Origin of the sequence: Leclercia sp. LSNIH8, from assembly GCF_002920195.1 — a bacterium.
Classification (GTDB): Bacteria; Pseudomonadota; Gammaproteobacteria; order Enterobacterales; family Enterobacteriaceae; genus Enterobacter.
On record NZ_PQJY01000005.1, the window covers coordinates 161691 to 178253 of the forward strand.

General features: G+C 60.0%; 11 protein-coding genes and 2 pseudogenes. 7 read left to right on the forward strand and 6 right to left on the reverse strand.

All coding sequences use genetic code 11. From position 1 onward, the window contains the following. The first annotated feature begins 27 nt into the window (after window positions 1-27). Window positions 28-1452 carry an aminobutyraldehyde dehydrogenase gene (patD, locus tag C3406_RS15475; protein ID WP_103823079.1) on the forward strand — a complete coding sequence of 475 codons (1425 nt, stop codon included), beginning with the start codon at window positions 28-30 and terminating at the stop codon, window positions 1450-1452. Between the two features lie 184 nt (window positions 1453-1636). Beyond that, window positions 1637-2059 carry a FosA8 family fosfomycin resistance glutathione transferase gene (locus C3406_RS15485; protein ID WP_103823080.1) on the forward strand — a complete coding sequence of 141 codons (423 nt, stop codon included), beginning with the start codon at window positions 1637-1639 and terminating at the stop codon, window positions 2057-2059. Between the two features lie 164 nt (window positions 2060-2223). On the opposite strand, the gene C3406_RS15490 is transcribed toward C3406_RS15485, so the two are convergent. The 5 genes and pseudogenes from C3406_RS15490 to C3406_RS15510 form a co-directional block, all read right to left on the reverse strand. Further along, a complete protein-coding gene (locus C3406_RS15490) occupies window positions 2224-3021 on the reverse strand; it encodes a hypothetical protein (RefSeq protein ID WP_233210571.1) in 798 nt (265 codons plus the stop codon). Window positions 3022-3615: 594 nt separating this feature from the next. Then, window positions 3616-4437, reverse strand: coding sequence for an alpha/beta fold hydrolase (locus tag C3406_RS15495; protein ID WP_103823081.1), 822 nt, complete (start codon window positions 4435-4437; stop codon window positions 3616-3618). Window positions 4438-4467: 30 nt separating this feature from the next. Beyond that, window positions 4468-6077: pseudogene (locus C3406_RS15500) on the reverse strand (MFS transporter). Further along, window positions 6074-6484, reverse strand: a complete 411-nt coding sequence (locus tag C3406_RS15505) for a DoxX family protein (protein WP_442913467.1) — start codon at window positions 6482-6484, stop codon at window positions 6074-6076. The pseudogene C3406_RS15500 and the gene C3406_RS15505 overlap by 4 nt, the downstream one beginning before the upstream one ends. A 5-nt stretch (window positions 6485-6489) precedes the next feature. Next, window positions 6490-8361 (reverse strand): amidohydrolase, encoded by a 1872-nt coding sequence (locus C3406_RS15510; RefSeq protein ID WP_103823083.1) that lies wholly within the window; start codon window positions 8359-8361, stop codon window positions 6490-6492. A 234-nt stretch (window positions 8362-8595) separates the two neighbouring features. Between C3406_RS15510 and C3406_RS15515 the strand changes: the two genes are divergently transcribed. The 5 genes and pseudogenes from C3406_RS15515 (at window position 8596) to C3406_RS15535 (ending at window position 15839) form a co-directional block, all read left to right on the forward strand. Continuing rightward, window positions 8596-9288 carry a hydrolase gene (locus tag C3406_RS15515; RefSeq protein WP_103823317.1) on the forward strand — a complete coding sequence of 231 codons (693 nt, stop codon included), beginning with the start codon at window positions 8596-8598 and terminating at the stop codon, window positions 9286-9288. 17 nt (window positions 9289-9305) lie between these two features. Next, on the forward strand, window positions 9306-9515 hold the full coding sequence (locus C3406_RS15520) for a DUF1427 family protein (RefSeq protein ID WP_032616311.1): 210 nt from the start codon (window positions 9306-9308) through the stop codon (window positions 9513-9515). After that, window positions 9512-9769: a DUF1427 family protein gene (locus C3406_RS15525; RefSeq protein ID WP_103823084.1), complete on the forward strand. Its 258-nt coding sequence runs from the start codon at window positions 9512-9514 to the stop codon at window positions 9767-9769. Before C3406_RS15520 ends, C3406_RS15525 begins: the two co-directional genes overlap by 4 nt. Window positions 9770-9795: 26 nt before the next feature. Next, on the forward strand, window positions 9796-10164 hold the full coding sequence (locus C3406_RS15530; protein WP_103823085.1) for a response regulator: 369 nt from the start codon (window positions 9796-9798) through the stop codon (window positions 10162-10164). A gap of 58 nt (window positions 10165-10222) precedes the next feature. Then, a pseudogene (locus C3406_RS15535) lies at window positions 10223-15839 on the forward strand (trifunctional serine/threonine-protein kinase/ATP-binding protein/sensor histidine kinase). On the opposite strand, the gene C3406_RS15540 reads toward C3406_RS15535, so the two are convergent. Beyond that, window positions 15831-16448 carry a response regulator transcription factor gene (locus C3406_RS15540; protein WP_103823086.1) on the reverse strand — a complete coding sequence of 206 codons (618 nt, stop codon included), beginning with the start codon at window positions 16446-16448 and terminating at the stop codon, window positions 15831-15833. The pseudogene C3406_RS15535 and the gene C3406_RS15540 overlap by 9 nt on opposite strands. Between the last annotated feature and the right edge of the window lie 115 nt (window positions 16449-16563).

Genomic DNA, 16563 nt, shown 5'->3' on the forward strand with positions numbered 1-16563 from the left:
CAGACCATAAAAACAATGGAGTCGGCTATGCAACACAACTTACTGATTAATGGCGAACTGGTTGCGGGTTCAGGTGAGATGCAACCCGTCTATAACCCGGCCACCGGCGAAGTGCTGCTGGAGATTGCCGAGGCCAGCGCGGAGCAGGTAGACGCCGCAGTGCAGGCGGCCGATCGCGCCTTCCGTACCTGGGGCCAGACCACGCCGAAAGCGCGCGCCGAATGTTTGCTGAAGCTGGCGGAGGTGATTGAGCAGAACGCCGACACCTTCGCCCGACTGGAGTCGCTGAATTGCGGCAAGCCGCTGCACTGCGTGCTGAACGACGAAATCCCGGCCATTGTCGATGTGTTCCGCTTCTTTGCGGGTGCCACCCGCTGCCTGAACGGTCTCGCTGCCGGGGAGTATATGGAGGGGCACACCTCGATGATCCGCCGCGATCCGGTGGGCGTTGTCGCCTCCATCGCCCCCTGGAACTACCCCCTGATGATGGCGGCGTGGAAGCTGGGCCCGGCGCTGGCGGCGGGCAACTGCGTGGTGCTCAAACCCTCTGAGATCACCCCGCTCACCGCCCTGAAGCTGGCCGAGCTGGCGAAAGATATCTTCCCGGCAGGGGTGATTAACGTCCTGTTTGGCCGCGGGAAAACCGTGGGCGACCCGCTGACTGGCCACGACAAGGTGCGCATGGTCTCCCTGACCGGCTCTATCGCCACCGGGGAGCATATTATTTCCCATACCGCGCCGTCGATTAAGCGCACCCATATGGAGCTCGGCGGCAAAGCGCCGGTCATCGTCTTTAACGACGCCGATATCGATGCGGTGGTGGAGGGCGTGCGCACCTTTGGATTCTACAACGCCGGGCAGGACTGCACCGCTGCCTGCCGTATCTATGCGCAAAAAGAGGTTTATAACACGCTGGTGGAAAAACTGGGTGTCGCCGTCGCCAGCCTGAAAATGGGCGCACCGGACGATGAAACCACCGAGCTGGGACCGGTCAGCTCCGCCGCCCATCTGACCCGCGTCAGCGAGGCGGTAGAGCGCGCCAAAGCCCTGCCGCACATCCACGTGGTCGCCGGCGGCAATGTGGCAGGCGGCAGCGGGTATTACTATCAGCCCACCCTGCTGGCCGGGGCGAAACAGGAAGATGAGATCGTCCAGCGCGAGGTCTTCGGCCCGGTGGTGAGCGTGAGCATGTTTGACGACGAAGAGCAGGTGCTGGAGTGGGCTAATGACTCCCGGTACGGGCTGGCCTCGTCGGTCTGGACCCGGGACGTGGGGCGCGCGCACCGCATGAGCGCCCGTCTGCAATATGGCTGCACCTGGGTGAACACCCACTTTATGCTGGTAAGCGAAATGCCGCACGGCGGGCAGAAGCTCTCCGGCTACGGCAAGGATATGTCGATGTACGGGCTGGAGGACTACACCGTGGTGCGGCACGTGATGGTGAAGCACTAACGGCATTGCCCGGCGGCGCTCCGCTTGCACGGGCCTACAACACCGTAGGCCGGGTAAGCGCAGCGCCACCCGGCGTAAATACGGTGTGGTACCAGCCCAAAAAAGCGTGCAGAAACCGCGTCTATTTATACGTCGATAAACATGCTAAAGAAGTGAGGTTAACCTCTATCAAGGAGTGAACCCCATGCTCAACGCCCTCAACCACCTGACCCTCGCCGTCAGCAACCTGCCTGCCAGCATCACCTTCTGGCACGATCTCCTTGGCCTGCGCCTGCATGCCGAATGGCACACCGGGGCCTATCTCACCTGCGGCGATCTCTGGCTCTGTCTGTCCTATGACGATACGCGCAAATTTATTCCGCCACAGGAGAGCGACTACACCCATTACGCCTTCTCCATCGAGCCAGAACATTTCGACATCTTCACGCAAAAGCTTAAAGACACAGGCGTTACCGTCTGGAAAGAGAACAAAAGCGAAGGGGCGTCGTTCTATTTTCTCGACCCGGACGGGCACAAGCTGGAACTGCACGTGGGGGATTTAGCTGCGCGGCTGGCCGTGTGTCGGCAGGAGCCTTATGCGGGAATGAACTTCATTTCTGCTGACTAGCTCAAGCACGGCAATAGCAATAAGCATTTTTGTCTCGGTTGAGCTGCTTTTTTGATACAGGCTAAAAACTGATAGATGTAACCAAGTTAATGACCAGACAAAAATACAGTTAGAGCAGGACAATGCTGATGCCCTGTTACGGACATCAGTATTTTTTGCGAAAATTATTTAAGTTCATGAAGCAGATTTAAGAACTTGCTGTTGGCGGTCGATTTTACTTTTTGGTAGAAGATCGGTTCTGATATCGGGGAGTCCCAGAGATGTATTTCTCCCTTATCAAAAGGTACGCATGCCATAGCAGTTTGTTTTAATTTTTTGATACGAATGTCATATTCATCAAAATCATCGACGGTAGTTTTTAGGCTTGCAATCCTTGCATCATTGATCCGCGTTGGACATACAAGTTTAATATTACCCAAGGAGAAGATACTGACGCCGGTGATAAAAAACCTCGATGGAATTTCTTTATAAAAACGTGTATTCCAGAGAGCGCCATCAAACATGGCTGGAGGATGGCTTTCAATGCTTATATAATATTGATGTGTGCGCCAGTCGCTTATCCCAGAAAGATTCATTGACATGTTGATAATCATATTCGGTGTAGGACGAAAAATCATAGTCAGGACAAGAATGCTTACAGGAATAATAATCAGTGTATAGGTTATGATTTGAAGGATATTTTTGTTTTTCTTTTCATTTATAATGATTACTCCTGGAAAAATTCCTACTATGATAAGGACTACCGACAACATAAAGAAGATTGCAATTTGCAGAAAAGAATTGTTTTCTTTAACAAAGTCTAACTGCCCTGCAATAAAAACCAGAGGAAAAATTTGTGTAAATGCAGGGATGATGAGTAATGCAGGAAGGAAGCGTTTAACTGATTTCTTTTGGAGGTACTTTACTGTACGTTCATTGTCTTTATCGATATAGGACTTAACAGAAAAATTAATTTGTGGCATAAGCCATAAGAAAATAAAATAATAACGCATGTCGCTAATGCGAACACGATAAAACCATTAAGATCTCCAAAAAATTGCAAACAAAATGCACTGATCAGTATTAAACACATGACTAAGCTGTTGCACATACATACGGTCGTGAAAGTATGAGTTAGACCATCATAATGTTTTAATTCTTTTTCATGTGCCGTATAGATAAGGTAAATAATGAAAGATGAGATAAAAATAATAAGACTGAATCCTAATAAAGAGAGCAGGGTAAAGCCGAATATTATTCCTATCGCACTACTGACACTCAGTGCGTCATACAATATGTCCAAGCGCTCTATGTTGGCCAGATAAAACCAAATTACGCTAAACGTACACGCCGTGACAAAAGATGAAGATGTTAAAATTGCGATGATAAATTTTCTACTTAAGCGTTTATGTAGCTGAATATTCATGTCTGTATCACTCCTTTCTAAATTAATTGATATTAATCTGGAAGGATTTGACAGATCTACGCTCAAATTTTGTATACGTCTAGATGTGTTCAGAAACGTTATCAATATAAATTTTAATTGACGCCTGTACAGCAGGCGTCAATCTTAGATCTTACAGCGATTTCACAAACGTCAGCAGGTCTTCATTCAGCTGGTCCTGATGCGTCAGCGCAAAGCCGTGCGGTGCATTGCCATACACCTTCAGTTCCGCATTGCTAATCAGCTCCGCCGCTACTTTGCCGGTGGTTTCGAACGGTACGATCTGGTCGTTGCTGCCGTGGATCACCAGCGTCGGGACGTCGACTTTCGCCATATCCGGGCGGAAGTCGGTCTCGGCAAAGGCGGTTACGCAGTCCAGGGTGCCTTTCAGCGAGGCCAGCAGAGCGATGTTCAGGGTCTGGGTCAGGGCGCCCTCAGAGACGGTCTGCCCGGCGTTGGTACCGTAGAACGGGGTGGCGAAATCGCTGATGAACTGGGCGCGATCTTTCAGCAATCCGTCACGAATGCCGGCGAAGACTGACTGATCCACACCCTGCGGATAAGAGTCGGATTTACCGAAGATCGGCGTTACCGCCCCCAGCAGCGCCAGGCCAGCCACGCGGTCGGTGCCGTAGGTGCCGATATAGCGGCTCACGTCGCCGCCGCCCATTGAGAAGCCCACCAGCGTCACGTCACGCAGATCCAGAGCGGTGATCAGGTCGTTGATGTCGGAGGCAAAGGTGTCGTAGTCGTAGCCGTTCCAGGGCTGATCCGAACGGCCAAAGCCGCGGCGGTCAAAGGCGATGGCGCGGAAACCGCGCTCGGCCAGATAGTTGAGCTGGCTGTCCCACATGTCGGCATCCAGCGGCCAGCCGTGGCTGAACAGCACCGGTTTACCTGCACCCCAGTCTTTGTAGTAAATCTGCGTGCCGTCTTTCGCTTTGATCGTAGCCATAGTCTCTTCCTCAAAAGGTTGTTTTAGGTTTTAAACCGGCGCCACCAGATAGCGGGTCGCCGGGGGTGCATCGCCCTGATGAAAAGCCAGGACGCGGCTTTGCAGCAGGTGGTCATTCATGGTGTGGCGCTCCTGCAGGCGCAGATGTTCCACCCAGGAGCCCATCAGGAAGGTCTCGATATAAAGGCCCGGCTGGTCGATATCTTCATACACCGCCCAGCTGATGGCACCCGCCCGGCGGCGTACCCGGCGCAGCTCGTGGACGGCCTGCAGAAAATCGGGTACCGCTTCGGGATCGACAAGGTACTCACAGGAGACCAGCACCGGGCCGCGCTCGTTGGGGATGTTCTCCCGGGCGTCGTCGGCAATAAGCCCGCTGGTGTCGAGGTTCAGGTTGGGATCTTTCTCCAGCTTCCAGCGCAGCACCGTGGCGCTCGCCAGCAGCATCCCCACCGTTGCCACGCAGAGCGAGGTGGCGGTGTTGACGTGCGAGGCGATCTGCCCCCACAGGGCGCTGCCCGCGGTCATCGAGCCGAAGAAGACCGTCAGATAGACCGCCAGCGCCCGGGCCTTCACCCAGCGTGCGGCGCTGCGTTGCGCCCCCAGGTTGAGGGTGGAGAGCACCGCGATCCACGCAAAGCCGGTGAAAAACTCAAACAGGTTCAGCAGCCAGAAGTGGCGCACAAAGGCCAGAGCCAGCATGGTGATGGCGAAGACCAGGCTTGCCGCCACCATCAGTTGGTCGGCATTGAGGCGCTGACGCAGACGCGGCAGCAGCACCGCCCCGGCAATCGCCCCAGCCCGATACAGGCCAGCATGATGCCGTATCCCGCCGGGCCGAGGCCCAGCTCCCGGCGTGCCACCAGCGGCAGCAGCGCCCAGCCCGCGCTGGCGAAGACAAAGAACGCCACGGTGCGAATTAAGACGTTACGCAGCACCGGGGCGGCGTGCACATAGCGCACCCCGGCACGCACCGCCGAGAAGAAGTGCTCCGGCGGCAGGCGCTGCACCGATGCCGCAGGTTTCCAGCGCCACAGCACCCAGGCCACGCCCAGCACCGACAGGGCGTTGAGCAGGAATACCATCCACGGCCCCGCCAGCGAGAGCAAAAAGCCCCCCAGCGCCGGGCCGATGGCGCGGCTGATATTCACCCCCAGCGAGTTCAGCGCAATCGCCGGGCCCAGCTCCGCCTTACTCACCAGATCCGGCACCACCGCCTGGAACGGCGGCGAACTCATGGCGCTGCCGACGCTCAGCAGAAAGGCTGCCACCAGCAGCACCGTCGGGGTCACCTGGCCGGTAAACGACAGCACCGTCAGTCCCGCAGCGGCAATAAACACCCACAGCTGGGAGAAGAGCAGGTACTTGCGCCGATCGACGATATCCGCCATCACCCCGGAGGGCAGGGCGAAGAGGAACATCGGCAGGCTGCTTGCCGCCTGCACCAGGGCGATATCCAGCGGATCGGCGCTCAGCGTCAGCATGCTCCAGTTCACGCCGACGTCGCTCATCCACGAGCCGACGTTCGACACCACCGTAGCGATCCACAGCATGCGGAATACTCGCTGGTGCAGCGGCTGCCACGTTGAGATCGCCGGGGCAGGCGGATGCTCCACGTGCGCGTCGGTCACCTGGGTCATGCGAATCTCTCCGTGGCACGTGTACGCAGCCGCCAGCCACCGGGGCCGGTGATGGCCAGGGTGGTGAAGATGATCAGCAGCAGCCAGCCAAACTGACCTTCCGCAATCGACCAGCCCGGATGCACCACCAGCATCGCCACCAGCAGTACGGCAATAATGGGTACGCAGGCCAGCCGGGTCGCCACGCCGAACAGGATCAGGATCGGGCAGATCACCTCGGCGACGATCGCCGGGATCAGGCTGAAATAGGGCCCGAAACCAAAGGGATCTTCGATCCGCGTCAGTTCTTCGCTGAAATGCAGCACCTTCGGCAGGCCGTGCACGTAGAGCAACAGCAGGCTGCCGGTGATGCGCAGGAAGAACAGCCCCAGGTCGATCCGGGGCAGGGTCTGTGTTTGTGAATTCATCATGATTAAAACGCGAAGCAGCTGCAGCCCAGCGCTCCCCAGAAGGCGTTATCGTCGGCCACCGGCATCTCTGCGGTGCGGGCAAAATCGTGCGAATGGTTGTGCACCCCGCACGGACCGCTGCAGTGGTGCGCAGGCTGCATCCCCACGCGGGTGGCCTGCGGTGGCGCACTGCGGTAGTGACCTGGCACCTTGACCACCGGGGACCACTCCGGCAGAACCGGGATGGCAGGCGGCGCCAGCGGGCCGAAGCTACCTGCGGCATAGACGATGTTGCCATCCACCACCGTCAGCACCGACTCGATGCCCTTGATCTCCTCTTCCGGCACGCGGAAGTAGTCTTTGCTCAGCACCGCCAGATCCGCCAGCTGGCCCTTTTTGATCTGGCCTTTCTGGTTCTGCTCGTTCGAGAACCAGGCGCTGCCCTGGGTCCAGAGCATCAGGGCGGTGTCGCGATCCAGACGGGCGCTGTGATCGTACAGCTGCATCCCGCCGACGGTACGGCCAGAGACCAGCCAGTAGAGGGCGGTCCAGGGGTTGTAGCTCGCCACGCGGGTGGCGTCGGTCCCGAGTCCTACCGGCACGCCGGTCTCGAGCATACGGGTGACCGGCGGAGTGTGGCGCACCGCTTCCATGCCGTAACGCTCGGCGAAGTACTCGCCCTGGAAGGCCATGCGGTGCTGCACGGCGATGCCGCCGCCCAGCGCCTTGATGCGGTCGATGTTGCGCTGGGTCACCGTCTCGGCGTGGTCGAAGAACCAGTGCAGGCCGTCGAACGGGATCTCGCGGTTCACCTTCTCGAAGACATCCAGCATCCGGCTGATGGACTCGTCGTAGGTAGCATGCAGGCGGAACGGCCAGCGGTGTTCCACCAGATGGCGCACCACGCGCTCCAGTTCGTCCTCCATGCCGGGGGCCAGATCCGGGCGCGGCTCGAGGAAATCTTCAAAGTCGGCGGCGGAAAAGACCAGCATCTCCCCCGCACCGTTATGGCGGAAGAAGTCGGTGCCCTGGCCTGGCTTGAGCATATCGGTCCACTTCTCAAAATCTTCCAGCTCATGACCGGGGCGCTGGGTGAAGAGGTTATAGGCGATGCGGATGGTCATCTGCTTTTTCTCGTGCAGTTCGGCGATCACCTCGTAGTCTTCCGGGTAGTTCTGGAAACCGCCGCCAGCGTCGATGGCGCTGGTTAAGCCCAGGCGGTTCAGCTCGCGCATAAACTGGCGGGTGGAGTTCACCTGCTGCTCCAGAGGTAGCTTCGGCCCTTTGGCGAGGGTGGCGTAGAGGATCATGGCGTTCGGACGGGCGATCAGCATCCCGGTCGGATTGCCGTTGGCATCGCGCTGGATCTCACCGCCCGGCGGGTTCGGGGTCTCTTTGGTGTAGCCCACCACCTTCAGCGCCGCGCGGTTGAGCAGGGCGCGGTCATACAGGTGCAGGATAAAGACCGGGGTGTCCGGCGCGGCCTCGTTGATCTCGTCCAGGGTCGGCATGCGGCGCTCGGCGAACTGGAACTCGCTCCAGCCGCCCACCACGCGCACCCACTGCGGTGACGGGGTGCGCAGGGCCTGCTCTTTCAGCATCCGCAGGGCGTCAGCCAGCGAGGGCACCCCCTCCCAGCGCAGCTCGAGGTTGTAGTTCAGCCCGCCGCGGATCAGGTGCAGGTGCGAGTCGTTGAGACCGGGAATGGCGGTGTGGCCTTTCAGATCCACCACTTTGGTGGCGTCGTCGTGGTACTGCATCACCTCGGCAGCGGTGCCGACTGCAAGGAATTTACCGTCACGCACGGCCACCGCTTCGGCGAGGGGATTTTCACGATCGACGGTGTGAAACTGGCCATTCACCAGAATCAGATCTGCTTTGGCAGAGGAAGTCATAATTGCTCCTGACTGAGAGGGGGAATGGTCAGGATTATTGGAACCGGTTACTGAAAAAAACCAGTTATACAAAGGGATAGGTATACCAAAGTATAACTATACCTGCGTATAACTATACGAAAGGTTAATTATACAAAGAGATAATTACCGCCGGGACCAGAGAGGCATAGGATGCACTCAACGCATCGTCAACGCGTGGTGCGATTTCACCTGTTAACCTCACTGGATACCATTATGTCTAACTCAAAGCTCGAAGTGTTAACCCCGGATAACTGTCAGATTATCTTCATCGACCAGCAGCCGCAGATGGCGTTTGGCGTGCAGTCTATCGACCGTCAGGTGCTGAAAAACAACGTGGTAGCGCTGGCGAAATCGGCCAAAGTGTTCAACATCCCGACCACCATCACCACCGTTGAAACCGAAAGCTTCTCCGGCAACACCTTCCCGGAACTGCTGGATGTTTTCCCGGGCAAAGAGATCCTTGAGCGTACCTCCATGAACTCCTGGGATGACCAGAAAGTGCGTGACGCGCTGGAAGCCAATGGCAAGAAGAAAGTGGTGGTCTCCGGTCTGTGGACCGAAGTGTGCAACAACACCTTCGCCCTGTGCGCGATGCTGGAAGGCGACTACGAGATCTACATGGTGGCGGACGCTTCCGGCGGCACCTCAAAAGAGGCCCACGACTTCGCCATGCAGCGCATGATCCAGGCGGGCGTGATCCCGGTAACCTGGCAGCAGGTGATGCTGGAGTGGCAGCGTGACTGGGCGCGCAAAGAGACCTACAACGCGGTAATGGATATCGTGCGTGAGCACTCCGGTGCCTACGGCATGGGCGTGGATTACGCCTACACCATGGTGCACAAAGCACCGTCTCGCCAGAAGAGCGAGCACGAAACCCTGGCGCCGGTTCCGGCCCCGGTCCGCTAACCTCTCTGGAGTGCATCATGAGTACTGGGTTAATTTCCCTCGCGGCAGGCGTGCTTATCGGCCTGCTCTACGCGCTGTTGAAAGTCCGCTCTCCGGCGCCGCCCGCGCTGGCGCTGATTGGTCTGCTGGGCATGCTGGCAGGCGAACAGGCCACCCGCCATTTTTTGCATGCTGACGACACCGCGCAAAAGGCGCCTGTCACCCTCTCCACAGGAGCCTCCTCATGAAAGCCTGGGTCGTTTCGCTGAGCTGCGGAATTCTGGCAGGGGTTATTTATGCCGCAATTGATGTACACTCGCCCGCGCCGCCCGTTGTTGCGCTGATGGGGCTATTTGGCATGCTGGTGGGGGAGCAGTTGATCCCGATTGGCCGCCGCCTGTTCAGCCGTCAGCTGACGATGACCTGGTTTCGCCACGAATGCGTACCCAAAATCAGCGGTACTCCGCCTCCACCCCGTCCCGGCGACGGCAGCGAGGGTTAATCACGTCCATATTGAGGAAAGAGAGCATGCCGCAGCGCATAGCCATCATTGATGATGAACGGTCTGTTCGCAGCGGGTTAAGCAACCTGCTGCAGTCGGAGGGGTATGCCACAGAAGCCTTCGACTCGGCGGAGGGGTTTCTTAGCCACCCCACCGCGCTGACAGACGCGGCGCTGGTGATTGCCGACATCCGCCTGCGGGGGATGAACGGTCTGGAGATGCTCGACAGGCTGCACCTTATCGCCAGTTCACCGCCGCCGCTCATTTTTATCTCAGGTCATGCGGATGACAACATAGAGCGCTACGCTGTTGATAATGGCGCCGTTGCTTTTTTGCGCAAGCCGATAAACGTCGATGTGCTGCTGGCGCACATTCAGCGCGCGCTCGCCACCTGACACCACCTGCACCGTTATCCCACGAGAACCATTAATGAAGAAAAATAAGGAAACGTGGATGAACACCCCATCGCTGCCTGCACTCTGGCCCGCCCCCGGAAATTTATCCGAAGGGCGGGCTTTTGTGCTTAAAGAAGATGTTATTTTTACCCCGCTGGGCCAGGAGGGGAGCCTCTGCTGGCTGAATGCCCGCCTGCCCAGCTCCGGCGGGTCGTTTATTATCGCCACCGCCGTGAGCGATGAAGAAGAGGCCAGCGCAACGCGCCTGCTGCGTAATGAGTTTGCCCTGCGGGAGTACCTGAGCGACGACTGGGCTATCCGTCCGGTCGCCACCACGCAGTACCACGGGCGCTTTGCACTGGTTTACGCCCCTTTTTCCTTTGTGCTGCTGACGCGCATCGTTGGTGCGCCGATGGCCTGTATCCAGAGCTTCCTGGAGCTGGCGATCCGTATCAGCCTGCCTCTGCGTCTGATGCATCTGCGCAACCTGGTACACGGGGATATCAAGCCCGGCAATATCTTTATTCATGACGACAACAGCTGTCGGCTGGGGGGCTTTGGCCTGTCGTCCGGCGCCTCGGAAGAGCTACAGCAGTCGCGACTGGCCATCGTGGGCGGCACGCCCGCCTACATGTCGCCGGAGCACACCACCCGCACCCACCGCTCGGTGGACAGCCGCAGCGATCTCTACAGCCTCGGGGTGGTGCTCTACGAGCTGCTCACCGGCAGCCTGCCGTTTGAGCTGGGCGGCCAGGATCAGGGCAAGTGGGCGCACTACCACATCGCCTCGGAGCCGCGCTCCCCGGGAGCGGTCTGCCCCGGCGTGCCCGCTATGATCTCGGCCATCATCCTTAAGATGCTGGCAAAAAAACCGGAGAACCGTTACCAGACCATCGACGGCCTGATCGCCGACCTGCGCCGCTGTCAGGCTACCCTGAGCGACGAGGGCGATATTGCCGCCTTTACCCCCGGCTTACAGGATCGCGCCCCGGCGTTTCATCTCACCGACACCCTCTACACCGCCCATCCCCAGGCAACGGATCTGATCCACGCCTTTGACCGGGTATGCCGCGACAACCTCGCCGGGTTTGTGGCGATCAGCGGCCCGTCGGGGATTGGCAAATCGTCCCTTATCGCCTCGGCGCTAAAGGCGCTACAGCACCGCAACGTGCTGCTGGCGGTAGGCAAGGTGGATCAGTTTTCCCCCACGCTGCCCTATGCCGCCCTGAGCTCAGCCTTTCGCACCCTGGTGCTGCACCTGCTGGGGCTGTCGGCAACGGAGGTGACGCAGTGGAAGATCCGTCTGTCTCGGGAGCTGGAGGGGTATGAAGAGCTGGCCGTCAGCCTGGTGCCGGAGCTGCGGCTGCTGCTGGAGAACAAGCCACGCTTCTCCAGCGACAGCTTCTCCCTCGATGCCCGGGCGCGCTTCAGCCATATGGCGCTGGCGCTGGTGAAAACCTTCGCCAGCGCGGGCTGCCCGCTGGTGCTGCTGCTGGATGATATCCACTGGATCGACGCCGCCAGCCTGCAAATTCTGGAGTACCTGCTGACCAACGCCAGTAACGTGCCGCTGCTGCTGGTGGTGGCGCACCGGGATGTCTGCCCGGTGCCGGACGCAACCCTCAATCAGCAGCTGGCGAACCTGCACCGGGCCTCGCGCAATACCACCGAGCTGCGCCCGGAGCCGCTGTCGGTGAAGGCGGTGTCGCGCTGGCTGGCGAGCATCTTCCATACCCGATCCGCCAGCACTGCGGATCTGGCCGGGCTGATCCACGAGAAAACCGGCGGCAATCCGCTGTTTGTCCATGAGTTCTTCCGCCGTATCGTCGATGACGGGCTGGTGACGCACAACAAATATCAGGATAAGTGGCACTACGATCTGCACGCTATCCGCACCCGGCACTACACCGAAAACGTGGTCACGCTGGTGCTCCAGCAGCTGGAGGAGATGCCCGAAGAGACCCGACGGCTGCTGGGCAGCATCGCCTGTCTGGGCGGCAGCGGTGAGCTGGAGATGGTCTGCCGGGTGGTGTCGATGTCGGTGGCGGAGATCCGCTACGCCCTGCATCCGGCGGTGACGGCGCAGCTGATCACCCTCAGCGACGAAGGCTATGCCTTTACCCACGACCGGGTTCAGGAGGCGGCCTTCGCCCTGCTGGATAACGCCGAGCGCAGCCGCCTGCACCTTACCACCGCCAGCATGCTGGCGGAGTCAGCCCGCCAGGCGGCGGGTAACGAGATCCTGTTCCGCGCCGTCCACCACGTGACGGCGGCGCTGGACAGCATTCAGCCTGCGCCCCAGCGCCAGATGTTCCGCGAGCTGAGCCTGCTGGCCGCCCGCCGCGCCCGCCGCTCGGGGGATTATCTGTCGGGCCTGAGCTATATCCAGACCGCCCGGGCGCTGGGCAACACCGGATCGGCGCACGAGAGCGCCAGCGACTTTATTCTCGACAGCGAAGAGGCGGGCTGCGAGTTTGCGCTGGGCAATCTCGAGGCCACCCGCAGGCTGTGCGACCGCATTCTCGGTTCCCCCGGCGGGCTGGCGGAGAAAGCGCTGGCGGCTAACCTGCTGGCCGAAGTCTACATGCGCCAGTCCGACAACCGGCTGGCGCTGGAGGCAGCCCTCTGCTGGCTGGCGGTGTTTGGCATTCACGTCAGCCGCTTCCCGGAGACCGCCGAGTGCGACGAGGCCTGGCAGAGCCTGTGCAACCGCGTTGGCGAGAACCCGCAGGACCATTTTAGCCGCCTGCCGCTGATGAAAGATGGCGACACCGAGGCGGTGATGAACCTGCTCAACAGCGCCAGCCTGTTCGCCAGCTTCACCAGCTCGCGCCTGCATTTCATTCTGCTGTGCCGGATGATGCACCTGACCTTGGATCACGGCATCACCGGCGCCTCCACCACCGCGATGGCGTGGTTCGGGGTGCTGATTGGTCACCGCTACGCTGAGTATCGCCTCGGCTTCCAGTACGGCACCCTGGCCCGGGAGCTGGTCAACCGCCACGGCTACGACGCCTTTGAAGCCAAAACCCTGCTGGCGCTGGATCAGCTTAGCGTCTGGACCCAGCCGCTGGGCTACACCATTGAGTGCGCCAAGGCCTGCTTCACCTCCGCCGTGACGCACGGCGATATGACGGTGGCCTGCTTCGCCGCCTGTCACCAGGTGATCAATTTCCTCACCCGGGGCGATCACCTCGACGCGGTGCTGATGAGCATTGAGCGCGGACTGGCCTTCGTGCGCAAAACCCATTTCCAGGACGTGGAGGCGATCCTGCTGATGCAGCGCCACTATGTGGAGCACCTGCGTGGAGCACCTGCGTACCCCGGTGAACGGGCAGTGGAGCGCCAGCGAGGTGCTGCCGCAATCCCTGCTGCCCGGAGCTACAGAGCAGGCTCCGGAGCAGACCTCCACCATGCTGTTCTGGTTCTGGCTCTACCGCGGCATGGCCCACTTCGCCTGCGGCGAGTTCCCGCAGGCGGCAGATAATCTGGCCCAGGCCGGGCGCTTTGCCTGGTCCGCCCCGGGCCATATCCACCTGCTGGACTACCACCTTTACAGCGCGCTCACCCTCTCGCAGCAGCTGACCCCGGAGACCTTTTCCGCCGATCTGCGCCGTCAGATCCACCGTCATTACGACAAGATCGCCCTCTGGGCGCGGATTAACCCCGGCACCTTTGCCGATAAAGAGGCGTTGATCTACGCCGAGATCGTGCGCCTCGACGGCATGAACAGCATCGCTCTCGAACAGTACGAGAAGGCGGTGCGCCTGTCGCGCGAAGGGGGCTTCAACCCCTTCAACGCCCTGGCCCACGAGCTGGCGGGCCGCTTCGCCCACGCCTGCGGCTACACCACCGCCGCCGAGGCCCACTTCCGCGGGGCGATGACCGCCTGGGGACGGGCCGGGGCGCAGTCCAAAATACGCCAGCTGGAGCGGGATTTCCCCTATCTGCTGGCCCCCGGCCAGGCCAACGCCTGGGACACCGTGGCCTTTGCCCGTAACGAGGAGATCCGCGACTTACAGAGCGTGATCAAGGCGTCGCGCGCCCTGTCGGAAGAGATCAACCTCGAACGGCTGATCGAAACCCTGATGACCATCCTGCTGGAGCGGGCCGGGGCGCAGCGCGGCTTTTTGATCCGGGTGAATGACAACAACATCCCGGAGATCGAGGCCAGCGCCAGCACCACCACCGACGGGGTGCAGGTGCAGATCCGCAAAGAGGTGCCGACGGCCACCGAGATGCCGCTGACGGTACTGGCGGCGGTGATCCGCACCGGGCAGGAGATCCACACCGGCAAACCGGAAGAGTTCCACCCCTTCAGCCAGGACCCGTATCTGGTCACCTCCGGCGCGGCGGTGATGTGCGTGCCGATGTTCAAGCAGGCGCGGCTGGTGGGGGTGCTCTACCTGGAGAACCGCCTGATGCCGGAGGTCTTTACCGTCGAGCACTCCCGGGTGGTGAGTCTGCTGGGGGCACACGCCGCCATCTCGCTGGAGACCGCCCGGCTCTATGCTGAGCTGCTGGAGGAGAACCAGCAGCGGCGTCGGGTGGAGAAAGAGCTGCGGGCCAGCCAGACCTCGCTGATGCTGGGGGAGCAGATCAGCCATACCGGCAGCTGGCGCTGGGAGCTGCAACAGGATCTGATGTTTATGTCGGAGGAGTATGCCCGCATTCTGGGCCTGCCGGAGAAGCAGAAGATGATCTCGATGGCGGAGTTTCTGACTTTCGTGCATCAGGATGACTATCCGCGCATCAGCACCCTGGTGACTGAGAGCGTGCGCGACGGCCTGACCATGCGCGCCGAGTTCCGCATTATTCGTGGCGACGGCGCCGTGCGCACCATTCTGGGGATTGGCGATCCGGTCGGTGTGGGCAGCGAGGTGAATGAGTATTACGGCATTATCACCGACATCACCACCCAGCGGACGGCGGAAGATGCCATGCGGGTGGCACAGGCCGAGCTGGCCCGCGTCTCCCGGGCGACCACCGTCGGGCAGTTAACCTCATCCATTGCTCACGAGATCAACCAGCCGCTGATGTCGATTGTCGCGAATGCCGGGGCCAGCCTGCGCTGGCTGAACCGCGATCCGGCCCGTCTGGATAAGGCCAGGCTCGGGCTGGAAGAGATTGTCTCCGAGGGGGAGCGGGCAGGGGAGATCATTCGCAGCCTGCAGTCCCTCACCCGCAAACAGGATCCGGCCTTTGCCCGCATCGATCTGCACCATCTGGTGCGGCACATCATCACCCTGTCGCGCAGCGAGCTGGAGCGGCGGAGCATCAGCGTCAGCTATGCCCTGGCGGCGGCAAACAGTTTTGTTGTGGCTGACAGCGTGCAGATCCAGCAGGTGCTGCTGAACCTGGTGATGAACGCGGTGGAGGCGATGGCCGAGATCAAAACGCGGCCCGGTATGCTGCTGCTCTCTACCTCGAACCCGGAAGGGGGTGGGATCACATTTGAAATCGCCGACAGCGGTACCGGCATCGCCCAGGGGCAGACCGAGCGTATCTTTGACTCGTTCTACTCCACCAAAGCCCAGGGGATGGGGGTGGGGCTGACCATTAGCTACAGCATTATCGAGCGCCATCGCGGCAAGCTGACGGCCCGCAACCGCGAGCCGCACGGCTCTGTCTTTGCCTTTACCCTGCCGCTGGCGGAGGGCGAGACGTCACTCTGAGGGCTGGCTTCTGGTCAGGCGCTCCGCGGCCCTGACCAGATCCGCCAGCGAGCGGGCCTGCATCTTCTCCATCACCCGTCGGCGGTGGACTTTGACGGTGATTTCACTCACCCCCAGCTCGGCGGCGATCTGCTTGTTCAGCATCCCGCTGATCGCCAGCTGTAACACCTCCTGCTCCCGCGGCGTTAGCGAGAGATGGCGCTGCTTCAGAGAGTACTGCTCCCGCGACTGCAGAGCGTTCTCTTCCGCCAGCTTCAGCGCGTCGCCAATGGAGTTCAGCAGATCGTTCGACGCCACCGGCTTGGTGAGAAACTCATACGCACCGCCCTTCATCGCCTTCACTGTCATCGGAATGGTGCCGTGACCGGTAAGATAGATTATCGGGATCTCGCGCCCGCTGGCCTTCAGGGAGTCCGCCACTTCAAACCCGCTGATGGTGGGCATCTGCATATCGAGGATCACGCAGGAGGGCACATCTTCAAAGGTGTGTTGCAGAAAAGATTCTGCCGAGGAGAAGTCGAGGGCGTTCAGCCCGGCAGACTCCAGCAGCCCGACAACGGACCGCCTGACAGCGTGATCATCATCAACGACATAGACAATGTGTTCCATTAATAGCCCCAATGTTTCAGCCTGACAGAGATGAGAGGATTTTCGCTCAGCGTGCAAGCTACCTCCCTGACGATCAAGCGAGTATGGCGGCAGCTTTCGAACGCAATTACTCTAA